This window comes from Providencia sp. PROV141 (assembly GCF_028481645.1).
In the GTDB taxonomy this organism is placed as follows: Bacteria; Pseudomonadota; Gammaproteobacteria; order Enterobacterales; family Enterobacteriaceae; genus Providencia; species Providencia rettgeri.
Map to the genome: position 1 here is coordinate 76160 of NZ_JAMPPR010000001.1, position 21429 is coordinate 97588.

General features: G+C 36.4%; 24 protein-coding genes. 8 read left to right on the plus strand and 16 right to left on the minus strand.

Annotated elements, in window-relative coordinates; all coding sequences use genetic code 11:
• Nucleotides 1-75: 75 nt before the first annotated feature.
• Nucleotides 76-1005, minus strand: coding sequence for a Gfo/Idh/MocA family protein (locus PSF09_RS00360; RefSeq protein ID WP_272683321.1), 930 nt, complete (start codon nt 1003-1005; stop codon nt 76-78).
• 157 nt (nt 1006-1162) lie between these two features.
• Here PSF09_RS00360 and PSF09_RS00365 point away from each other — a divergent pair, with 157 nt between their 5' ends.
• Complete coding sequence (locus tag PSF09_RS00365; protein ID WP_210838936.1) at nt 1163-1303, plus strand: hypothetical protein; 141 nt, start codon at nt 1163-1165, stop codon at nt 1301-1303.
• 32 nt (nt 1304-1335) lie between these two features.
• Here the strand turns inward: PSF09_RS00365 and PSF09_RS00370 are convergent, their stop codons facing one another.
• The 3 genes from PSF09_RS00370 to PSF09_RS00380 form a co-directional block, all read right to left on the minus strand.
• Entirely contained in the window at nt 1336-2115 is a 780-nt protein-coding gene (locus PSF09_RS00370) for a YaeF family permuted papain-like enzyme (RefSeq protein ID WP_272665035.1), read from the minus strand.
• Between the two features lie 225 nt (nt 2116-2340).
• Entirely contained in the window at nt 2341-2529 is a 189-nt protein-coding gene (gene sra / locus PSF09_RS00375; RefSeq protein WP_210838940.1) for a stationary-phase-induced ribosome-associated protein, read from the minus strand.
• Between the two features lie 547 nt (nt 2530-3076).
• Nucleotides 3077-3418, minus strand: a complete 342-nt coding sequence (locus tag PSF09_RS00380; protein WP_181937006.1) for a hypothetical protein — start codon at nt 3416-3418, stop codon at nt 3077-3079.
• Between the two features lie 363 nt (nt 3419-3781).
• Here PSF09_RS00380 and PSF09_RS00385 point away from each other — a divergent pair, with 363 nt between their 5' ends.
• From PSF09_RS00385 to catA, 3 genes are all read left to right on the plus strand, one after another.
• Nucleotides 3782-4477: an aspartate/glutamate racemase family protein gene (locus PSF09_RS00385; RefSeq protein WP_210840511.1), complete on the plus strand. Its 696-nt coding sequence runs from the start codon at nt 3782-3784 to the stop codon at nt 4475-4477.
• Between the two features lie 333 nt (nt 4478-4810).
• Nucleotides 4811-5053, plus strand: a complete 243-nt coding sequence (locus tag PSF09_RS00390; RefSeq protein ID WP_210839464.1) for a helix-turn-helix domain-containing protein — start codon at nt 4811-4813, stop codon at nt 5051-5053.
• Between the two features lie 191 nt (nt 5054-5244).
• The gene (gene catA, locus PSF09_RS00395) at nt 5245-5886 is read left to right on the plus strand and encodes a type A chloramphenicol O-acetyltransferase (protein ID WP_272665036.1); all 642 of its coding nucleotides are present in this window, start codon (nt 5245-5247) and stop codon (nt 5884-5886) included.
• Nucleotides 5887-5963: 77 nt separating this feature from the next.
• Here the strand turns inward: catA and PSF09_RS00400 are convergent, their stop codons facing one another.
• Nucleotides 5964-6104, minus strand: a complete 141-nt coding sequence (locus tag PSF09_RS00400) for a hypothetical protein (protein WP_272665037.1) — start codon at nt 6102-6104, stop codon at nt 5964-5966.
• 261 nt (nt 6105-6365) lie between these two features.
• Here PSF09_RS00400 and ttcA point away from each other — a divergent pair, with 261 nt between their 5' ends.
• Nucleotides 6366-7280, plus strand: coding sequence for a tRNA 2-thiocytidine(32) synthetase TtcA (gene ttcA, locus PSF09_RS00405; RefSeq protein ID WP_272665038.1), 915 nt, complete (start codon nt 6366-6368; stop codon nt 7278-7280).
• 259 nt (nt 7281-7539) lie between these two features.
• Here the strand turns inward: ttcA and zntB are convergent, their stop codons facing one another.
• Together zntB and PSF09_RS00415 are read right to left on the minus strand one after the other, a co-directional pair.
• Nucleotides 7540-8523 carry a zinc transporter ZntB gene (gene zntB / locus PSF09_RS00410; protein WP_210839456.1) on the minus strand — a complete coding sequence of 328 codons (984 nt, stop codon included), beginning with the start codon at nt 8521-8523 and terminating at the stop codon, nt 7540-7542.
• Nucleotides 8524-8874: 351 nt separating this feature from the next.
• Nucleotides 8875-10497 (minus strand): peptide ABC transporter substrate-binding protein, encoded by a 1623-nt coding sequence (locus PSF09_RS00415; protein WP_272683322.1) that lies wholly within the window; start codon nt 10495-10497, stop codon nt 8875-8877.
• Nucleotides 10498-11200: 703 nt separating this feature from the next.
• Here PSF09_RS00415 and tpx point away from each other — a divergent pair.
• Nucleotides 11201-11704, plus strand: a complete 504-nt coding sequence (tpx, locus tag PSF09_RS00420) for a thiol peroxidase (protein ID WP_004910486.1) — start codon at nt 11201-11203, stop codon at nt 11702-11704.
• Between the two features lie 78 nt (nt 11705-11782).
• On the opposite strand, the gene PSF09_RS00425 is transcribed toward tpx, so the two are convergent.
• The 9 genes from PSF09_RS00425 to pspA form a co-directional block, all read right to left on the minus strand.
• The gene (locus PSF09_RS00425) at nt 11783-12157 is read right to left on the minus strand and encodes an ATP-binding protein (RefSeq protein ID WP_102139676.1); all 375 of its coding nucleotides are present in this window, start codon (nt 12155-12157) and stop codon (nt 11783-11785) included.
• A gap of 226 nt (nt 12158-12383) precedes the next feature.
• Nucleotides 12384-12809: a hypothetical protein gene (locus PSF09_RS00430; RefSeq protein ID WP_272683323.1), complete on the minus strand. Its 426-nt coding sequence runs from the start codon at nt 12807-12809 to the stop codon at nt 12384-12386.
• Nucleotides 12810-12814: 5 nt separating this feature from the next.
• Entirely contained in the window at nt 12815-14374 is a 1560-nt protein-coding gene (gene tyrR, locus PSF09_RS00435) for a transcriptional regulator TyrR (protein ID WP_272665041.1), read from the minus strand.
• Nucleotides 14375-14612: 238 nt separating this feature from the next.
• Entirely contained in the window at nt 14613-15668 is a 1056-nt protein-coding gene (locus PSF09_RS00440; RefSeq protein ID WP_272665042.1) for a YcjF family protein, read from the minus strand.
• On the minus strand, nt 15665-17062 hold the full coding sequence (locus tag PSF09_RS00445) for a YcjX family protein (protein ID WP_004910478.1): 1398 nt from the start codon (nt 17060-17062) through the stop codon (nt 15665-15667). Before PSF09_RS00445 ends, PSF09_RS00440 begins: the two co-directional genes overlap by 4 nt.
• A gap of 82 nt (nt 17063-17144) precedes the next feature.
• Nucleotides 17145-17324 (minus strand): hypothetical protein, encoded by a 180-nt coding sequence (locus PSF09_RS00450; RefSeq protein WP_115167360.1) that lies wholly within the window; start codon nt 17322-17324, stop codon nt 17145-17147.
• A gap of 82 nt (nt 17325-17406) precedes the next feature.
• Nucleotides 17407-17763 (minus strand): envelope stress response membrane protein PspC, encoded by a 357-nt coding sequence (pspC, locus tag PSF09_RS00455; protein ID WP_210839442.1) that lies wholly within the window; start codon nt 17761-17763, stop codon nt 17407-17409.
• Complete coding sequence (pspB, locus tag PSF09_RS00460) at nt 17763-17993, minus strand: envelope stress response membrane protein PspB (protein WP_004910474.1); 231 nt, start codon at nt 17991-17993, stop codon at nt 17763-17765. The genes pspC and pspB overlap by 1 nt, the downstream gene beginning before the upstream one ends.
• Before the next feature lie 80 nt (nt 17994-18073).
• Nucleotides 18074-18739, minus strand: coding sequence for a phage shock protein PspA (gene pspA, locus PSF09_RS00465; RefSeq protein WP_272683324.1), 666 nt, complete (start codon nt 18737-18739; stop codon nt 18074-18076).
• A 269-nt stretch (nt 18740-19008) separates the two neighbouring features.
• On the opposite strand from pspA, the gene pspF reads away from it, so the two are divergent.
• Both pspF and PSF09_RS00475 read left to right on the plus strand, forming a co-directional pair.
• Complete coding sequence (pspF, locus tag PSF09_RS00470; RefSeq protein ID WP_272665044.1) at nt 19009-20025, plus strand: phage shock protein operon transcriptional activator; 1017 nt, start codon at nt 19009-19011, stop codon at nt 20023-20025.
• Nucleotides 20026-20517: 492 nt separating this feature from the next.
• A complete protein-coding gene (locus tag PSF09_RS00475) occupies nt 20518-21123 on the plus strand; it encodes a hypothetical protein (protein WP_272665045.1) in 606 nt (201 codons plus the stop codon).
• The last annotated feature ends 306 nt before the right edge of the window (nt 21124-21429 follow it).

Genomic DNA, 21429 nt, shown 5'->3' on the forward strand with positions numbered 1-21429 from the left:
GTTCCTATAAAGTAATGAGATACTAAAATTTTACCGTTTAATAAAATCGATAATTACTTTTACAAAATAAGATAATTAACCGCTGACTTTATCCACTGTAGAGATCATTTTTTCAACCATTCTTTGAGCCTTCAAGCCCTCTTCTCCACCGACCAAAGGTTGAGTTTGATTTGAAACAGAATCAATAAAATGTCGAATTGCACCATCAAAACCGCGTTGAACCAAAATGGAGTCCCAATTAGCCGGCTTTTTCTCGCTGATCCCAACAGCATTTTCACTCCACCAATGGTTCATATTGGTTATTTGATGAATACTGTCCTCAGCAATGACAATAAGTTGCTCTTGTTGGCTTCCGGCTTTGCGATGCATCGATGTTGTTAGCCAACATTGGCCCGCTTGCATATGGTGCTCGGCATAAAACAATTCATCAGTATTTGTTTTGTGAATGCTACCACTGATTAATTTTGTGTTACTTTGTGCAATCCACATTACAGTATCAATGACATGCAAATAATCATCTAATAACGTAAACCTGAAGTCATTCGGCCCTACGCTATCCATACGGTGTTTATCCATACGAATAGACGCTATATTTTTAATATTTTGTTTAATTGCCAAATAAAACGGCGAGAAACGGCGGTTAAATCCAACCATTAACATTTTTTGACGTCGCGCGGCTAACTGAATTAATTGCTCCGATTGTTCAATTAACTCAGTCAATGGCTTATCAACATAGACATGAACGTCAGCCTCTAATAGCAGCTTGATTACCTCAAAATGGCTTTTGGTCGCACTGTGAACAAAAATAGCATCACATTGCTGTGCTAGTGCGTTAATACTGCTAAACAGGGGTATTCGATAACTATCACACACCAATTTTGCCTTTGATTGATTCGGAGAAAAAGCACCAAACAGCTCCCAGTTTTCCTCTTTAGTTAAAATAGGTAAATACGCTTTTTGTGCAATAGAACCTAAACCAACTACACCCACCTTTAATTTTCGCATCGTAAACACGCCTGTTAATGGTTAATCTCAGCAAGAATAATCTCATTAATATCAATTAAAAAAATTTTTTTTTGTTAAAAACGCAATTTTGATTAGAAATAAATACACAATAGATTGTTTTATATAAACAAAAAATGAAAACAAACAGGGAAAGTGAATGAGTAACTGCATAAAAAAAGGGGTTGATTTCTTAAATGAGAATGGTTATCTTTTACCTCGTGAATACTTGAGTAAATCACTCAGGTTTATCACAAACGACATTGCTCACATTGCTTCCAGTTTAGCAGGCCAACTTTAAATGTTGGCCTTTTTTTTATTTAAAATTACCTATTATTTCCCGCGTATTGCACTACTAAAGCTCCATGATTTCAAATGGCCAACATACGCTAGACGTTGAGTTGGTACAAAAGTCGGTACATCACCTGTACGCATATGCAATATATCCGCAGGTGTTATCCATGATGAGTTACCTTCAAATAAGGGAATACCCGCATACTTATAAGCATCTAGGACAAACTGCGAACAAAAGAAGCCATTAGCTTGGTCTATATCATCGCCTAATTGAACTTTAGCTAAGGTTTTTAAGCAAAAATTACGTATCGTTTCACCAATTAACGGAAGTTCACATACTCTTTTTGTGATCATCCAGGGAGCAATCATCACAATACCTTTATAGTTATACTTATTTCCATTATTTTGAACTGAAAATTCGCGCAATTTTTCTGCATGTAATGATGTTAAACCTGCTTGTCTCAATACCACCATGTTATTAGAATCTCTCACTGCTTGGTCTAAGGTAATGATCCTAACGCCACTTCCAACAGATTCAGCAACTTCGCCCAAGCCTAGATAAATAGATGCATGGCTTACCCCGCTAATACTAAATAATCGAATTCCCCATGAATTTAACCCTGTAGCAGACGATAAAAGAATATCACCTGGTAACATATCGGAAACCGCCAACGGCTCAACGGAATCCTCAATAGGAACCGTATTTGCGTGTTGAATATTAAATTTTAAGCGATTAGTTTCTTCATCTGATTTAAATTGAGTAGAACACCCTGAAAGAGAAAAACAAAATAAAAATAGTAAGCAACAATAAAATTTCATTCTACAACACCCAATAGTGATCTTTCTTTTAGCTTTTAATTAATATAGATAATATCGCTTAATCTATTTTATGACTACCGTTTATTTTTATAATAAGAGGGGCTGAATGTTACTCGTAGGAATGGTGTATATTGAAATGAGTTAACGTAAGTTAATAAGAAAAGTCTAATTTTAATTAAATAGCATCAACCCCCTAGTGAAGACTAGAGGGTTACATTCATTCAATTAACTAATAACATATTCTGGGTAAAAAACAGTTACTGAATGATATGTTTTCTTTTCTGTCGCTTTATTCTTTTGCACCGCAACTGTAGCATTATCTTTAGAACTTAGCGAAACACGTATGTTTTTCTTAGAACGACTTAATTTATAAGGCATACCTAACAAACGACGCGCATTATTATTACTAACCATTATCGACTCCTTAAACTACTAAATTAAAAATTCATTAAAAAATGAACATCAAAAATATAGTCATCGTTGACCACAAAGGCTTTTTTGTTTCATAATAATAACAAAACAAAGTGTAACCTATTCAGTATAACACTAAGCCAGTAATATATAATCCAGTTTTACTTATTAGTTTTAAATGGTTACTATATGCTTTACGCTAAAATTATATTAGGGTAAGACAGGATTCTTTTTTTCTACGACAACCTCAAAAAGTATCCATTTATGGAATGAAAAAATGTAAATAATTGAATCTGTGTTATCACAAAATAAGCCCAAAAAAAATCATCAGAACTATCTCTATGAAAACCATTTTCTCTAGCAAATATCGTTATCACATTATCAATCCAACGTTGGTTATTAACCCCGACAGAAAGTCCTAATACATCATTTTTACTTGACTATTATAAAAAATAATAACCGCCCTGCAGCATTAAAATGTATAAACCAACAGACTACATAACAAATAACCTAAAAGCGTGTGCTACAAAATTTTAGCACACGTAGTTCCTTACTCTAGCGGTGAAGCAGGACTTGAGCACTTATCTTTCCAAATTTGGTTAACCTGTTCAGGCAATAATATTTCATGTCCTCCGTCAATAAACGGAATAGAAATATCCATGCGGCCTTCATCATTGGTATAGGATTTAACAATAAAACGCTTAAATCCGTCAGGTTTATCATTTTTATATCGATACACCTCTCCACAAACATAACCAACCTTACCATTATCCGCAGTGTAGCGAGAAAAGTGATATTCAATATTTCTAAACTTTGCTGCTTGTGGGTACGCTAGAACATCATAAACATTCTTTTTCACTTGCTCAACTAAACTCAGTTGAGTTGGTTTCATATATAGTGCCCCTAACAGAAATGCAGCACCAAAAATAAGTATCGCAATGATTACTTTAAAAAAATTCATTTTTATTCTCGCCATATATGACCAAATTTATAGAAATAATGTTCATTATGATGATAACCAGATATCAATTAAAATCCATCTTTAAAACGTAAATATTCTTATATTTATCATTTTGTTATTTAAATAAGTCCAACATTAAAACCTTATTATTTGTAATGTTAAATTGAGTTTAATATTACAACTATTTTTTACTCTTAATCCCCTAGAAAATTTCTCATTTCTATTGTGATCCTCTGTAAACAATCAGTATAGTAAGAAAAATAATAACACTGCATGATAATAGGAACTTGAGAAATGAAAACAATAGGCCTCATTGGCGGTATGAGCTGGGAATCTACATTACTATACTACCAACAACTTAATGAAGGAGTGAAACAACAGTTAGGTGGCCTACATTCTGCTAAAATTGTTTTATATAGCGTCGATTTCGCTGAGATAGAACAGTATCAGTCCAATGGGCAATGGGATTTGGCAGCACAATGTTTAGCAGATGCAGGAGAGCGTTTAAAGCTTGCAGGCGCTGATTTTCTGGTTCTTTGCACCAATACTATGCATAAAGTAGCTCCACTCATTGAATCTCAAACCAGTCTTCCATTATTACATATAGCTGATGCAACAGGTGAACGCATTACACAGTCAAGTATAAAAACAATTGGGCTCTTAGGAACTTCGTTTACGATGGAGCAGCCCTTCTATAAGCAAAGGTTGATTGATAAGTTTAATTTGGATGTATTAGTACCTAGCGACCAAGATAGAAAAATAGTTCATGATATTATTTATAATGAATTATGCTTAGGGAAAATAAACAAAGAATCTAAAAAGGAATATCAACGTATAATGGCATCTCTGGTAGAAAAAGGTGCTGAAGGTATCATTTTAGGATGCACTGAAATAACATTACTTGTTAATCAATATGATACTACAGTAAACATATTTGATACCACCGCCATTCATGCTCAAAAAGCAATTGAAGTTGCGCTATCTGCTTAATCAATATTATCTATTAACAGACACTGTCTTCAATAGTTATTGTTAAGATAGTTTCTGTTAAATAATGGTAGCAAAATTGACATGTTATCTAGTTAAAAATCACATTTTGTGCAATTAAATAGAATTTAATATTAATCAACTCTCGACTTTTGATTATAAAATACAATAATGTTATTTATTATCGTTTATTACACTAACTCTAGTTTTATAATAATCACTTTAACTTCACTGCCTAAAATTTATTCTTTATTAAATTTACAGATTATTACCCATTGAACATTAACTCTCATCTAAGATAATAAAAAAACAAAAACAAATTTATAACAGGTTACTATGAATAAAAATAATGTTGGCAATGTTGTATTAGGTGAATTTATTAAACAAAAGCGTGTTGAACATCAAATTACGACAAAAAAAATGGCTGAATTAATATCTATTTCTGAAAAATCATATATAAAATATGAAGATGGAACTCTTTCCATATTTATTGACCACCTTGTAATACTCTCTAAAATACTCAACGTAGATGTCAAAACATTATTTGACACCTACGTCAACGCACAGTCATGCCCATAGGTATATTTTACTATCACGCAAATTGTGCCTTATATTAAAGAGATTAAACTATACATATCGACAAGCATAAGCCGTCTAGTTAAAATGTAGACATAACTTCAATATGATATAAAGAATCACTATGAGCCAATCAAAATCAGAGAAGTCTCCCTTCTAATAACAATAACATTAACTTATTAGAAGGAAAAATTATGAATTATACTAAATTTAATATAGATACATGGTTACGTAAAGAACATTACAATACCTACGAAAAAACCATGAATTGTGGGTTTAGTTTAACAACTAAAATAGATATCACCAATTTAAAAAAATACATAAATTCAAAAGGTTATAGCTTTTACCCTTCAGTGATTTATTTATTAGCGCGGGTAGCTAACACTTGCAAAGAATTTAGATTTGCAAAAAAAAATGATGAGCTTATTTTATGGGATAAAGTACACCCTAGTTTTACTATTTTCCATAAAGATACTGAAACCTTTTCTTCATTATGGTGCGAATACTCATCAGAAATGGCGATATTTATGGAGAATTATCACCACCAATTAATGTTGCATAAAGATAATCTCAATTTGCACCCTCAATCACAGCAAATTGAAAATGTATTCTATGTGTCATCTTTACCCTGGGTTTCATTTGATAGTTTTAATCTAAATATTGCAGATATTACTAATATCTTTACCCCTATATTCACTATGGGAAAATACTATGGTGACAATAATAAAATATGGCTTCCTCTAGCAGTACAAGTACATCATGCTGTTTGCGATGGCTTCCATGTAGGTAAATTTTTAACTGAGTTACAAAAATTATGTGATGAACTAGCTTATTAGTACCGCAGATACCCACCGTTATGAAGGAAGCCAGCCTTCCTTCATTTGTCTTGGGTTAATCTCGTTATGATAAATCTTTAACTCAAAAATAATACGCTTATATAAATGGCATCCCCAATAGTGCCACTTTGAAAAAAATATTCCATTGGCGTAATTACCATTTTAATGGTGCTGGCGAGTAAAGAAGAAACCAATTCAATTGGGTCAGTTGCAGGCATATTTCCTCCGTATTTTGTTATAGACTAAGTTCTCAGTAGTGCTTATACAATAAGATAAAGGCTATAAAGAAGACGCCATACCTCAACAGATTTTCACCTCTTTTAACTAACTGGTATCACTCTCCCCCCAGCTTCTGCTATTATGAGCCTCTTTTTATAGATCTCGCTGATTACGCTTTAAGCACAGAACAATAATAACTTAACGGCTGAAAGTACAATTAACCATCAGCAACATAAACCCCAGTAGCAGAACAATATAGAATGACGACCAATAAAGAACAGTACAACTTAAATAAGTTGCAAAAAAGAATTCGCCGTGATGTTGGCCAAGCAATCGCTGACTTTAACATGATAGAAGACGGTGACCGAATAATGGTTTGCTTGTCAGGAGGTAAAGATAGTTACACACTGCTTTCCATCCTGCAAAGTTTGCAAAAAAGTGCCCCTATCCAGTTTTCATTAGTTGCGGTTAATTTGGACCAAAAACAACCTGGCTTCCCTGAGCATATTTTACCTGCATACCTTGAAAATCTTGGTGTGGAGTACAAAATTGTTGAAGAAAATACCTATGGGATCGTAAAGGAAAAAATTCCTGAAGGGAAAACAACTTGTTCATTGTGCTCTCGTTTACGACGTGGAATTCTGTATCGTACAGCAACTGAATTAGGCGCAACTAAAATTGCACTTGGTCACCACCGTGATGATATTTTACAGACCATGTTCCTAAATATGTTTTATGGCGGTAAGTTAAAAGGCATGCCTCCTAAATTAATGAGCGATGACGGAAAACACATTGTTATCCGCCCACTAGCTTACTGCCGAGAAAAAGATATTGAGCGCTTTGCGCAGGCTAAAGAATTTCCAATTATTCCTTGTAATCTATGTGGTTCTCAACCAAACCTGCAACGTCAAGTTATTAAAGAGATGCTACGTGATTGGGATAAGCGTTATCCTGGCCGTATCGAAACAATGTTCCGCGCTACTCAAAACATTGTTCCATCTCATTTATGTGATACAGAATTATTTGATTTCAAGAATATTTCTCATGGAGATGAAGTTATCAATGGCGGTGATCTTGCCTTTGACAAAGAGGAGCTGCCTCTCCAGTCTTTTATAGATGAAGATGATAAGCCCGATTTTTCAGCTGAACGCCTTGATATTATTGAAGTTAAATAATATTAATTGATAACCTCCTATTGGGAGGTTATTTTTTACTCAGATTTAATGCAAAAAAAAGCCGATGTAAATTACATCGGCATTACAGTGGTCAATTATTCTGTATAAGAACTCAATATGAGAAAAACTACAATTATGGAGCACAACGTTCATCGCTCAACGTTGCATTCACCTGCAGGACTAATACTGCACTAAAACCTCAGTAGTTTTATTGATTTATCTCAAACTAGGTCCGGTTATAGGAAATAAGTCATCAATATTAGAGCCATCGGCTTTTTCTTAGCCACCACAAGACGGTTGCAATTAAAACGGCTAATAAAACGCAAAAGACACTAAAGGCAAAGCGGAATTCATTACCGGGGATCCCCCCTAAATTCACACCAAACAAACCCGTTAAAAACGTTGTTGGTAAGAATATCATGGCCATTAATGACATTGTATAAATACGCCGGTTCATCATTTCAGTCATCATGTTCGTTATCTCATCAGAAATAATCGCTGTGCGTGCTATAAATCCATCGAGATCTTCAATGCAACGCCCTAACCGGTCAGAAATTTCTTGAATTCGACGACGATTAGTTTCATCTAACCAAAGTAATTTTTCCGTTGTTAAGCGAGAAAACATATCTCGTTGTGGAGCCATATAACGACGGATTACAATAATTTGCTTACGGAGTAATGCAAATTCCCCTCTATCAGGAATTTGGCCATTTAATATGGCGTCTTCCATATCAATTAAACGCTCATGCAAAGAATCTGTAAAATCACTTATTTCATCTGTAATAGAATCAGCAACCTCAACTAACCAATCACCCGTGCTTTGCGCACCTACTCCCTGTTTTAAGTCATCAATAACAGAGTCTAAAGAGTTTACTTTTCGGTGACGGCTAGAAATAATTACCCGGTTATTAATAAATACTCGAAATGCAACTAATTGCTCAGGCCGCTGGCCAGTATTGGTATTTAAAGTTTGCAATGTTAATAAAATGCCATCACCAACACGTATCAAACGCCAACGCCCTGAATGCCCTGATAACGCAGACTTAACTTGTTCATTAAAGAGGTCTGATTGCTGAATCCAATTAAAACTTTGAGGATCTTTATAATCATAATGAAGCCAGAACGGAGACTGCTGGCTCGCACTCGCATTCACATCAATGGGAAGTAACCCACCGTCTCCATTTAACTGAAATGCATGTACAGGATTTGAATTTTGGAATAAAGAACCATAAATCAGCCCCATGCAATATCTCCCTTTTATAATCAATACGGTATTTGTAGTCGAATAAATAATTCTTTGCAATTATTTCAAGAATCGCTCCCACAATACATGAATAAAACAACAAAGAAAAAGATTGAGATTAACATCTTATAAAAACAGACAATTCCCCATAAATCACAAAATATCGCCATTTTTGCTAAATAAAACCACATAATTGACACAAATGAGCAATAAAATTTACGATGAGTTTTTTATTATAAAAAGGTAGTGTTTATTCCTTTTTTTGGTCCTCCTTCCCATTCTCCAGAGGAAGGAGCTTTTTTCTTTCCGTCAGAAAAAACAGCCCACAACATGTGCAGGCTGAGATCTTCGTTAATGTTTAATAATATAAAAACTATGGCTATAAGCGACATCTTCAGGGTTGTTAATCGGGTAACCCTTTAGCCAAGGCTTAATTAGGCGTGCATTGGTATATTGGTAAATAGGTGCGATTGGTGCTTCTTTTGCAATGATAGCCTCCGCATTATTATAATAACGGTTGCGTAATTGCGCATTTGTTTCAATACTCGCCGATGCAATAACCTCATCATATGCATGGTTATTGAATTTTGGTATATTGCCACTATGCTGAGAAGTGAGTAGAGACAAAAAGGTTGAAGGCTCATTAAAATCACCTATCCATGATGCGCGTATAACATCAAAATTTCCCGTATTACGGCTATCTATATAGGTTTTCCATTCTTGATTAACTAATTTGACCTCAGCGCCTAGCTTTTTCTTCCACATAGAAGCAATTGCTATCGCAATTTTCTGATGATTTTCTGAGCTATTGTATAATAACGTTAATTCTAATGGGAGATTTGGCCCAAAGCCTGCTTGTTGCAATAACACTTTTGCTTGCTGGTCTAACTCTTTTTGTGAATAGCTATTATAAAGCCCTTTTTCGGGCTTAAAGCCATCAGTGACATCAGGAGTAAAATAATTTGCGGGCTTCTCCCCTGTACCTAATACCTTATTCGCAATTAATTGGCGGTCAATCGCCATGGATAACGCTTTTCTAACACGAACGTCATCCGTTGGTGCACGTTGGGTATTAAAAGCATAGTAATAGGTCCCTAATTGATCCGGTGTAAAGACTTCATTAGGAATATCTTTTAATAATTTTTGATAGCGCTGTTTTGGAAATGATTCGGTAATATCTAGGTCACCCGCTAAATAACGATTCGTTGCATGGGACTCTTGGTTAATCGGGACAAAAGTGACTTTAGTGATGACTGTATTTTGATGATCCCAATAATTCTTATTTGGTACCAAAACAATTTTTTCATTAACCACTCTGTCAGATAAAATAAAAGCACCATTTCCAACTAAATTTCCGGCTTTTATCCAGTCATTACCAAACTTTTCAACAGTTTCTTGGTGAACAGGAAATAAGCTAAAGTTAGCCGTTAATGAAGGAAAATAAGATACCGGCTTATTTAGAGTAATCTTTAGTGTGCGCGTATCAACCGCTTCAACACCTAGTTGCTCAACTGGCAATTTACCATCAATAATATCTTGCGCATTGTTAATGCCTGCTAGTGCGGCAAACCAAGCAAATGGCGATGTTGTTCCAGGTGAAACAAGTCGCTGCCAACTATAAACAAAATCTTGAGCCGTGACAGGGTCACCATTTGACCAATGTGCGTCAGGTCTCAGTGTAAATGTCCAAATACGATTATCAGCCGTATCCCAATGTTGAGCGACTCCAGGGATCGGCTTTCCATGATCATCTTGATTAACCAGCCCTTCAAATAAGTCACGCATGACTTGCGCCTCTGTTAACCCCACTGATTTTACTGGATCCAAAGATGCAGGCTCATCTTTTAAATGTCGTGTAACTTCTTGGTTTTCAGCTAAAACTGTGCCTGTAGGTATCACGGCACTAATAGCTGGTGTAGTAACAAAAACTGAAGAAATCAAAATCGCTAAAGATGTAAATGAATGTTTATGCATTATATTTTCTATCTTGTTAATATAAATAAAGTTAACTAAAAGCCTAGTTAAATGATTTCAAATGAAGATGCTATTATTAACAACGTTACTGCATTTACTGATTAAGTTTCATTTAGGTAATTTGAATGTTGGAAAAATCCACTATAACAATAAAAACATAAAGTTATGATGTAAAAACCATATCTAACATGCGTAATATCAAGTCGCAATTACTCTGTTGTTTATCTTAATTTATCATATGCCTTCATATTTTAAATATCCACATTTCCCGTGTAATCAATTGATTCCCTAACTCAAATATAGATAAATTAATACTCGTCTTATCGAACCATAACTCTATCTCTATCATTTCTCTGATAATTAAATAATGACTCAAGAAACCAATACAGACCGGTTTCCTTTTGTTACACTTCATAGGTCAGTATAAAAAGCACATAACAAAAAACGCAAGCATTGATAAAGCTTAGTAGTTATATAATGATGATGCACCATACTGTAATAAAAAGTAGGTAAAATTACCTTGTTTTACCCTATATTGGGCTCAAGGTAAGTGATAAGGTTTCCGTATAAAATTTGGTCATTAGTAAAATGTAAAACTCAGCACTGCGTAACTGCCCATTAAAAAACCTTTAATCGCAAAGATTTTTTATTAGAAGATAGATTAAGTTATCAGTGACTCACTTTATGAATGGGAGAAAAATTCATGTCGCAGACAGTTAAGTTAAAAGGTAATGACATCACGGTTAATGGTGTCTTTTTACAAGCGGGCTCAAAAGCTAAACCTTTTACCCTTGTCACCAAAGATCTCAGCGAAGCAACGCTGGAAACCTATGAAGGTAAACGAAAAGTTTTAAATATCTTCCCAAGTGTCGACACTGGCGTATGTGCAGCGTCAGTTCGCAAGTTTAATAAGCTCGCAAACGATTTGGATAACACTGTTGTATTATGTATTTCTGCTGATCTACCTTTCGCACAAGCGCGTTTTTGTGGCGCAGAAGGTTTAGATAATGTCGTTACGCTATCTTCTTTCCGTAGCGGCTCGTTTGCGAATGACTATGGTGTTGATATTGCTAGTGGTCCATTAAAAGGCCTGAACGCTCGTTCCGTTGTTGTCCTAGATGAAAACAATAACGTTATTTATAGCCAATTAGTTCCTGAAATAACTGAAGAACCTGATTACGACAGCGCATTAAATAGTTTGAAATAAGCTTTTGTCATATTTAGTTCACTGTAGTTAACAATAAAGCGGGAATTTCCCGCTTTATTGAATAATATAAACGCCACTCTAGTCTACGTGAGCCCAATACAACGGTTGGTGGTTCTTTGCATTAACAACATTCGCAAATAACTTGTTGTCACTCATTATAGAAATCAAAGTATGAGAGAGCGTACTCAATACTTTTAAGGCTTGGTCCTGGGTAACAGGGCAACAAGATGTCAAAATATCAATAATGAGGTCTCGAGGCTTATGGCCATTTTTCACCAGCGCCTCCCACGTAAAACGATTTTTCTTCGTTAAATATTTTACTGCAGCTTTATTCATCAGATAAAGTTCGGCGGCAGAGGCTGCAGACTCAAACATATCATTTTTATAATGGCTCTGGCTCATGTATTCGCGTAGCTTACGATTTACAACGAAATTAATAGTGAATTGATCCATGGCAACTCCTTATAGGCTGAAACCCATCAGATGAGATTACGATACCCTAAAACAGCAGCTGTCTTTGTTATATAGCAGTAAAATTCACCAATTAGCAATAGTATTAGTAGGGTTTTGCCATATTAAGCGCGAGATAAAAAAGATAATTAGTAAAAAATAGGCAACAATACCTTTGTGCAAAGTGCTTTTCTCTCGCCTGTTGCCTACTCTATAGCAGTACATAGTTCTAATCAGGATATTGAATAATTTCGAGAGTTGTCCCTTTATTGTCTTGAACAAACTGTAGATGGGTTTCTCCTCCAGCAAATTCTTGTTCAATTTTTAAGTTTTTATCATCATTCCAATGATAACGAATAGCAATACAACCGTCCGATGGACAAGGCATTTCAATATTTTGTTTAATCTCTAGATTTTCAGTAAGAAATTGCTTTCCATCCATTAATGCCGTTCTATATTGTATGTATGCTTCTAATAACGATAAGTCTTTAAAATAACACTGAGTCAATGCCCCATTTTCATAGATTTCATCCATTGTTCGCACTACATCTTGGCAATACTTATTCAAACCGTCTTCCGGCATTGTTGTTGCTGTGCCAGAACCACTTAAAACCAGCCCTATTATTGCGAATACGTAAGTTATTCTTTTATACATTTAATTTAGTTTTGCTCTTTTTTCGTATTAAGGCCATATTCTCTCAATTTATTGGCGATTGCCGTATGAGAAATATCCAAACGTTTAGCTAATTTACGGGTACTCGGATAATCGCGATATAAACGAGCTAATACCGATGCTTCATAACGTTTAGTGATTTCATCTAGCGAGCCATTGAGTGAATCTAAAGCGAGTGCGGGGGTATTAACGACATCAGGTAATTGGATATTATCTGCATCTAATATATTGCCATTAAGTTGCGTTAACCCTTGATAAAGAACATTTCTCAGTTGCCTTACATTACCCGGCCAATAATAACTACTTAAATATTCTATCAACGAAGGTGCCAATTTAGGTTCAGCAATATGAAGCTCTTTGGAAAAACTGGCGACAAATGTTTTGGTTAACGGTTGAATATCTTCTTTACGTTCACGCAATGGAGGAATGGTTAATGTCAGTACATTCAAACGATAATAAAGGTCCTCTCTGAATTTCTTTTCGGCAACCAATTCAGGTAAATTTTTCTGTGTTGCACAAATCACACGAACGTTCACCTTAACTTCTCTTTCTTCCCCAACACGCCTAAATGTCCCATCATTTAAAAAACGTAATAACTTAATTTGCATTTGTGGCGACATTTCAGCAATTTCATCAAGCAACACCGTTCCGCCGTTGGCTTGTTCAAAAAAACCCTTTTTGCCTTCAACTGCATTTGGATAAGCTCCCGCTGCATAACCAAATAATTCACTTTCTACAACATCATCCGGCATCGAAGCACAATTTAAGCCTAAAAACGGTTCTTTTCCTCTCGCACTATGCAAATGACAAGCTTTCGCTAAGATATCTTTCCCAGTCCCCGTTTCACCAACAAGTAATAATGGCTCATCCAGCATAGCAATACGTTTGGCTCGTTCAACCACATTTGCCATGACAGGGCTAACAGCAATAATTTGTTCAAAACCGCTGCCATCCACCTCAATAACTTGTTGGCGTTGCTTATCTAAAATTGCAGCCGATTTCAACAGTAATACCGCACCAGTACAATGGGATTTACCATTTTCATCAGCCAAAATAATAGGTGTTACTTGCATCAAATAGTCTTGGCCTTTAATGACAACTTTCTCGGTGTACGCCTCTGGTGACTCCCGTTCAAACCAACGTACTAGCCCTTGACTACCAACTAATTGTGAAAAGGTTTTTTCTCGAATTTTAGCCTCATCATAACCAAATAACTGCAATGTCATTGGGTTAATCAATTCAATATTTAGCTTGTTGTCGATGGATAAAACAGGTTCTGGAAATGAGTTTAAGAGCGCCCAAACGGCTTTATGTTCTCTTTCTGAAGGCATAAAATAAATTCGGCGAACATCAATAACACCATTAATACGCCGTATTTCTGCCATCAATGTGCTGAATACCTGAAAATCTACAGGTGTAAAATTGAGGTAAATCCTACGTTGAGGAGAGATTTCAATACCTTTTAAATCAATATTTTGTAGAACTAAAAGATCAAGTAATTCACGCGTTAAACCGATACGGTCTTGGCAGGTCACTTCGAGGCGCATGGGTAAGAACCTTCATCAAAAAAGCCGAGAGAATAAAGGTATTTTAGCCTTAAACATTAAGGGAATACAGTGTTTGTGTCACAAATTGTTGACAGCTGTAAGCTTTATAGTCATCAACAAATAAAATCACGGTTTTCCTTTATTTTTTAAGGCTTGAAATAAGAATAAACACATTAATCAATAAATGATGCTGCAGAGTGAGCAAAAACTGTCAACTCACCCTGCCAATGATATTGTTTTACGCTTTTTCTTTTTTACTGGGGATGACATTTTTTAACTGGCCAATTAACTGATGGCGAAAATCAGCTAAACGTGGCTTGTTTTCTATCCAAGGTAGTGGTCGACATAATTCCATCGCCTTAATACCTAAACGCGCAGTTAACAAGCCTGCTCCAATACCTTGTGCTGCTCGTGTTGATAACCGTGCAGTAATGTCTTGAGATAGCCAATCCATCCCCACTTCACGAATTAATTCAGACGCTCCCGCAAAGGCAATATTAATGAGCACCATGCGAAATAGTCGAATTCGGCTGTAATAACCGAGTTCAATACCATAGATTGCCGCGATCCGATTAATTAAACGAATATTTCGCCAAGCAATAAATGCCATATCCACCAGTGCTAGCGGGCTCACCGCAATCATGATGGCCGATTCCGCAGAACAACGACTAATTTCTTTGCGAGCTTGTTCATCAAGGATAGGCTGAACCATTCGACTATACAATTCAACAACTTCCCTATCATTATGCGAGTCATGAAGAGTGGCTTGCCAATTAACAATCGCAGGATGTTGCATTGATAACGCAGATTGTTTAGCCAATTTTTCACAAAAAGCCTTTCCTTGCCCCATACCATGACTGTGCAATAATTCGCGTGCAAAGTCCCGTTCCTCCGCACGTTCTCTCAGGCGATACAACCGCCGCCATTCGCCAACAACCGACCCAACACCCGCCACAACGATTAAACCGCCCGCAGCAGCGACACCTAACGCAGTCCAATCTTGTGTTACCCATGATTGGTGAATCCAAACGCCGAGTTGAGCAACGACGCTGACTCCAAAAATTCCCGCCGCCGCGCCAACTAATTTTCGCCAAAAGCTCCGTTTTGGTTTTAACGCTTCGTTAATCAGGCTTTCAACTTCACCCTCTTGGCTATCTTGCTCAGTTTCCAAGGAAATTGGAGTGAATTTTTCGAGTTCTCGCTCATCAAAAACTTGCGCTTTTTTTAGTGATTCTTTCGTCTTATTTTCACTATTTTCAGCAAAATCTAAACGCTGTTTTAAGGGTTCATTCATTTCAGTTTATCTCCCAACAAAAATTCAAGCGCACTGTCCATACGAATGTGTGGCAATGGTTGATCCATTGGCGTTGGCCTTGGTCTGAAATCTTCAAATTGAAAACCTTGAGTTTGCCAGAATTGTTCATTCGGTAAGCGTTTTGGTACTTCTCCTGGATAAAACATTAACGGTTGACCATCACTTAGCCGATTCCCTTTTAACGCAGGTAATTTTTCACCTTTATAATCTACCAAACCACTTTCGGTGGCTTGTATTGATGCTAGCCCCACACAATCCATGCTGATCCCCTCAAACGCAGCATGCTGCCATGCCTCTTGCACTAACTGTTGCAATAAAGCCACTAAATTTGCATGTTGGTCTGGTGTTACGTGATCTGACTTGCTTGCGGCAAAGAGTAATTTATCAATACAAGGTGAAAATAAACGCCTCAGTAATGTGCGCTTTCCATAATGAAAACTACGCATTAATTGCGTTAATGCCATTCTCATATCATTAAAAGCATCAACACCACTATTTAGCGGTTGTAAGCAATCAACTAACACAATTTGTCGGTCGAAACGTTGGAAATAATCACGATAAAAGCCCTTTACAACATGCTCACAATAATATTGATAACGTTGCTGTAATGCGCCAATATTGGTGTTCTTACCTGCCTGTGCGAGCTTTTTGTCGCCATATTTGGCCACATTCGGCCATGGGAAAAATTGCAGAGCGGGCGCTCCTGCTAATTCAGCGGGTAAAACGAAACGTCCCGGTTGAATAAAGTGCTGCCCTTGGGCCTTGCATTCCACTAAATACTGAGTATAAGCAGCTGCAATTTCAGCAAGCAAATTTTCATCAACTGGCGCTAAAGGGTCACATTTTTCACACAATGCCAGCCACGGTTGGGCTAAATGTGCACGTTCCCCCTTGATTAAGGTGTTCATTTGTTCAGACCACGCTAAATAATTTAAATCTAGCATGGGTAAATCCAACAACCATTCGCCGGGGTAATCGACAATCTCTAAATATAATGATGAGTTATCAACAAAATGACGCAAAAAAGAGTCTTCTGAACGGTAATGTAATTTAAGGCGTATTTCACTGACTCCCCTTGTTGGGGTTGGCCATTGCGGGGGCTCCCCATAAAGAGAGGCTATACCTTCATCATACGCAAAACGCGGTACTGACAAATCACGGTGAGGTATCCGTTTAACACCTAATAATCGCTTATCTCGCGCAGCAGAAAATAAAGGCAGCCGCGCTCCGGCATTCACATTCAATAGTTGGTTCACCAGTGAAGTAATAAATGCGGTTTTTCCACTACGGCTAAGCCCTGTTACTGCGAGCCTAACATGACGATCAACACTTCTATTCATCAAATCCGTTAATTCACTGTGCAGTCGTTTCATGCTCCTCCCAAGACTTATCCTTTCAATTTAAACCCATTTTACGTTATATTGCGTACTATAATTTAGCATAAAACAAATTGTATTAGGTTAACCGTTTAATTAGTACATTGAGCAACCACTTACTCGTCAATAATTTAATGATTTTACCTACGACTCCCGCTGGACCATATGTCATAAGTAATACCGCAGCGATTCGAATACCTTTTTGTAGAATAAGTTTCTTTGCAAATTTTTTGATTCGATAACGAACGTTATTTGCCATATGTCACTCACTTATTGATAAAAAATAAAAGGGATTTGGTTTTGAAACCTAATCCCTTATCATGTGATGGCGATACGATTTGCTATAGATTTCGAAATTTACTGTTCACTGTATAAGTATCTGAAGTAACGTATCTTTCAATCTGGCGTAACTTCATTTCACCGGATTTTAATTGTGTATCAATTTGGTTAATAAGACTACTCACTTCTGGGCCAATATCTTGCTGTGAACGGTAGCCACTTGGTGCCGCTTCGACAACAAAGCACATCACGATGTACAAAATCAAAGTAATACCAAAGCTTACAAATAAGGCTAATACGGCTAATGCTCTGACCAAAGCAACCGGAAGTTCTAAGTACTCAGCAATACCCGAACACACACCACCGAACACACGTCTATCCGTTAAACGATAAAGTTTGCGGTTGCGAAATTGAGTCATTATTTTTGCCTCCAATTTGGGTGTTCTGCATCCAAAATATCTTCAAGCGTTTTAATGCGTTGCTGCATCTGTGATGCTTGCTCTGCTAATTGCATCAAACGTTGTACTTCATTTTCAGTTAGCTGACTCCCCTGCCCATTATTTTTTTTGCTGTAATGTAGCCACAGCCAAATAGGCAGAATAAAAATGAGAAAAATAATTAATACGAGAGACAGAAAAACGTAGCCCATCACATATCCTTATACATATGGTTAACCTATCTATGGCACTGATACGATATTGCTGACGTACCAGTGCATCAAAATAACTGTTACTGATCTTTATTGATTTTAGCTTTAAGCGCCGCTAATTGCGCGCTTATTTCATCGTCTGCTTTTAACTCTGCAAACTGTTGATCCAGTGATTTTTGTTTACCAATACCATAACTTTGAGCTTCACCTTCCATATGGTCTATACGGCGCTCAAACTGTTCAAAGCGAGCCATTGCTTCATCCAGTTTGCCACTATCCAGTTGGCGACGTACATTACGGCTAGATTGTGCTGCTTCCATACGAACAGCCATTGATTGCTGTTTCGCACGCGTTTCTTGCAGTTTGTTTTCTAATTCAGAGATTTCACCTTTTAAACGAGTCAAGGTTTCATCAACAATAATCAGCTCGTGTTTTAAGGTGTCGACCATTGCACTCACTTTTTGCTTTTCAATCAGTGCTGCACGCGCTAAATCTTCTTTATCTTTCACCAGTGCTAATTCTGCTTTTTCTTGCCAATCAGCAACTTGTTTTTCGCCCATCTCAATACGGCGCTCTAAACCTTTCTTTTCAGCTAAGGTACGTGCTGATGTCGAACGAATTTCAACTAGCATGTCTTCCATTTCTTGAATCATCAGACGGATCATTTTTTGCGGATCTTCTGCTTTGTCTAACAAAGAAGCGATGTTTGCATTAATGATATCGGCAAAACGTGAAAAAATACCCATTATTTATATCCCCTTGATGGATTTAATCATTCTGTAGCGCCTCGACCTGATTTGGCTTCCAACCCATACCTGACGCTCCGTTAGTCAAACAACAAATAGCATGTTGTATTTAGCTATTGCAATTCACATATTGCAACTCGCGTGCCAACTTTAAAAAAAGATCGTATCACAATGATTTTAAATAAAATAATTATAAACTTTCTCTAAAAGTCATTTTAGTCTATAGTTAAAGAATCGGTATTTCCAACCAACTATTGGTAAAAAAAACCATGAAAGAAACCAACGAACCTATTCTTGGCGTTTCAAGTAATTTTCTCGATGTACTCGAACAAGCTTCTGAACTCGCTCAGCTCAATAAGCCTGTTTTGGTTATCGGCGAACGCGGTACGGGTAAAGAACTTATTGCAGATAGACTCCATTACCTCTCCCCGCGCTGGCAAGAAGCTTTTATCTCTCTCAATTGCAGCGGACTCAATGAGAATTTACTGGATTCTGAATTATTTGGACATGAAGCAGGTTCTTTTACAGGCGCCCAAAAACGCCATCAAGGGCGCTTTGAACGAGCAGACAAAGGTTCCCTTTTTCTTGATGAGCTCGCCACTGCACCAATGTCAGTTCAAGAAAAACTGCTGCGAGTCATTGAATATGGTGAACTTGAACGAGTCGGTGGAAGCCAAGCATTACACGTGGATGTGCGTTTAATCTGTGCTACAAATGCCAATTTACCTGAACTTGCCAAACAGGGCCGTTTTCGAGCTGACCTCTTAGATAGGCTGGCTTTTGATGTTATTCGCCTCCCCCCACTGCGTGAACGACAGCCGGATATCTTATTGTTAGCAGAACATTTTGCCATTTTAATGTGTGGCGAATTAAAACGTTCACACTTTACAGGTTTTACATTACATGCCCAACAGGCTCTGCAACACTACCCATGGCCAGGTAATGTACGCGAATTAAAAAATGTTATTGAGCGCTCGATATACCGCCATGGAAACTGTGCTGACCCCGTTGATAATATTATTTTTGACCCATTTGGCGAAAAACTTGCTGAGCTACATGAATCACTAAGTTCACTCCCCATGCCACATACCCAACAACAGAATACAATTTTGCCTTCATTACCATGTGATTTACGTCAGTGGCAACAACAATCCGAAAAAGCGCTATTGGAACAAGCACTAACGGATAGTCATTTTAATCAACGTAAAGCTGCACAACGGTTATCATTAAGTTATGACCAACTACGAGGCTTAATGAAAAAACATCAAATAAATATTGAGAGTTAATAACACGTAGTTCAAATAATCCGAATTTATTGTTTGAACTACTGCATTATACTTAAATATTAAAAATTCAGGTTTAAAAAATTCGGTTTGTATTTATTGCTAAATATTTCCAATCTTATATTTTGGTTTCAAAAATCATTTACTCCCTTCACTGTCAAAATATATTATCGACAGAGTAAAATTAAAATAAAATTATTTAACTCAAATAAATAACTAAATAAAAACAATTGGTAACGGAGATTTTACTTTCTAAATTCAAAATTTGAAAATAATAAAAAAATTATAGCTAGTTACTTGTACTAATTATCACACATAAATAATGATTTATTTTAGCACATTTAGTTAATTATATAATCATAACTACGTCTATTTTAATCATATTAATGTTAACTAATTAAATTATTTTTACACCTTGTCATATTTAACTACTGTGCGAAATATATTTATATGATATCTCTATTAATATGATATTTATTATATGAGGAGCCTATTATGAAGAATATAAATATACTTGCTATAACCTTTTTTCTTCTCGGTTTATCTCCTACAGTCAACGCGGAATCATTAATGAGAACATTCTCTTACTGTGATGCGACTTTTTTCGAGAAAATAAAAGAGTATCCCGTTTTAAATGATGCATCTAATGCATTGAAAAATATGAAATTAGGTGATGGTGAACAAGTTTCTGTTAATCTCAATTTTTCACCTACGGGAATTGTGACTTTTAATCGTTTTTTTGTTAGTCATAGTAATTTCGATAAATATGATGACTTCGCCTATTTAGGCTTACGTGGCCAATACTATTTTTGGGGATTTGAAACCACTCAAAGCTTTGAAGAGGTTATCCGTTATACTTCATCAAGAATTGCTATTCTAAAGGTGGGAAATACTTATATCTACTCCCCCATGATCCGCCACAATTTGCAGGGCCAATGGGTGTTTAACGAATACGCAACGCAAAACTATAACTTGGACCCAAATGCGGCTGAAAAAATGCTGATTATTGAAAAAGATGAACAAAGAGGAGTGGTTCGTTTCTTATGTACACTCCAAGGTAAAGTGACCGATGAAGACCTACACTATGTGGGTTTAGAGTAATAGCGAGAAATGAAGCTAAAAGAGTTTGATTATACAAAAAAAAAGCCAGCACCCAAGCTGGCTATTAAATAAAACACTGGAAGCAATGTGAGCAATGTCATGCCTTGTCTACATAAGCACTTGGCTTAATTGACAAAACGAATGATAATCGTTATCAGTGCCATTTGTAAAGCTTTTTAATGAGATATTTTCTCATTAAGACATACTTCAATGATTAATTTAATAATTTAAGTTAAGCATTATATTAATAACTTCCTTTTTAGCTTAATTTTCATGCTTTTGTAGGCTAAATTTTGCTTATACCCT

Coding starts and splice junctions, on each gene's coding strand:
- pspF (WP_272665044.1), top strand. CDS start 19,009: ATGAAAGAAACCAACGAACCTATTCTTGGCGTTTCAAGTAATTTTCTC.
- PSF09_RS00400 (WP_272665037.1), bottom strand. CDS start 6,104: ATGCCTGCAACTGACCCAATTGAATTGGTTTCTTCTTTACTCGCCAGC.
- PSF09_RS00360 (WP_272683321.1), bottom strand. CDS start 1,005: ATGCGAAAATTAAAGGTGGGTGTAGTTGGTTTAGGTTCTATTGCACAA.
- ttcA (WP_272665038.1), top strand. CDS start 6,366: ATGACGACCAATAAAGAACAGTACAACTTAAATAAGTTGCAAAAAAGA.
- PSF09_RS00430 (WP_272683323.1), bottom strand. CDS start 12,809: ATGTATAAAAGAATAACTTACGTATTCGCAATAATAGGGCTGGTTTTA.
- PSF09_RS00440 (WP_272665042.1), bottom strand. CDS start 15,668: ATGAATGAACCCTTAAAACAGCGTTTAGATTTTGCTGAAAATAGTGAA.
- catA (WP_272665036.1), top strand. CDS start 5,245: ATGAATTATACTAAATTTAATATAGATACATGGTTACGTAAAGAACAT.
- PSF09_RS00415 (WP_272683322.1), bottom strand. CDS start 10,497: ATGCATAAACATTCATTTACATCTTTAGCGATTTTGATTTCTTCAGTT.
- PSF09_RS00365 (WP_210838936.1), top strand. CDS start 1,163: ATGAGTAACTGCATAAAAAAAGGGGTTGATTTCTTAAATGAGAATGGT.
- tpx (WP_004910486.1), top strand. CDS start 11,201: ATGTCGCAGACAGTTAAGTTAAAAGGTAATGACATCACGGTTAATGGT.
- PSF09_RS00445 (WP_004910478.1), bottom strand. CDS start 17,062: ATGAAACGACTGCACAGTGAATTAACGGATTTGATGAATAGAAGTGTT.
- PSF09_RS00390 (WP_210839464.1), top strand. CDS start 4,811: ATGAATAAAAATAATGTTGGCAATGTTGTATTAGGTGAATTTATTAAA.
- PSF09_RS00380 (WP_181937006.1), bottom strand. CDS start 3,418: ATGAAACCAACTCAACTGAGTTTAGTTGAGCAAGTGAAAAAGAATGTT.
- pspB (WP_004910474.1), bottom strand. CDS start 17,993: ATGGGCTACGTTTTTCTGTCTCTCGTATTAATTATTTTTCTCATTTTT.
- PSF09_RS00450 (WP_115167360.1), bottom strand. CDS start 17,324: ATGGCAAATAACGTTCGTTATCGAATCAAAAAATTTGCAAAGAAACTT.
- PSF09_RS00475 (WP_272665045.1), top strand. CDS start 20,518: ATGAAGAATATAAATATACTTGCTATAACCTTTTTTCTTCTCGGTTTA.
- PSF09_RS00385 (WP_210840511.1), top strand. CDS start 3,782: ATGAAAACAATAGGCCTCATTGGCGGTATGAGCTGGGAATCTACATTA.
- tyrR (WP_272665041.1), bottom strand. CDS start 14,374: ATGCGCCTCGAAGTGACCTGCCAAGACCGTATCGGTTTAACGCGTGAA.
- sra (WP_210838940.1), bottom strand. CDS start 2,529: ATGGTTAGTAATAATAATGCGCGTCGTTTGTTAGGTATGCCTTATAAA.
- zntB (WP_210839456.1), bottom strand. CDS start 8,523: ATGGGGCTGATTTATGGTTCTTTATTCCAAAATTCAAATCCTGTACAT.
- pspC (WP_210839442.1), bottom strand. CDS start 17,763: ATGACTCAATTTCGCAACCGCAAACTTTATCGTTTAACGGATAGACGT.
- PSF09_RS00425 (WP_102139676.1), bottom strand. CDS start 12,157: ATGGATCAATTCACTATTAATTTCGTTGTAAATCGTAAGCTACGCGAA.
- pspA (WP_272683324.1), bottom strand. CDS start 18,739: ATGGGTATTTTTTCACGTTTTGCCGATATCATTAATGCAAACATCGCT.
- PSF09_RS00370 (WP_272665035.1), bottom strand. CDS start 2,115: ATGAAATTTTATTGTTGCTTACTATTTTTATTTTGTTTTTCTCTTTCA.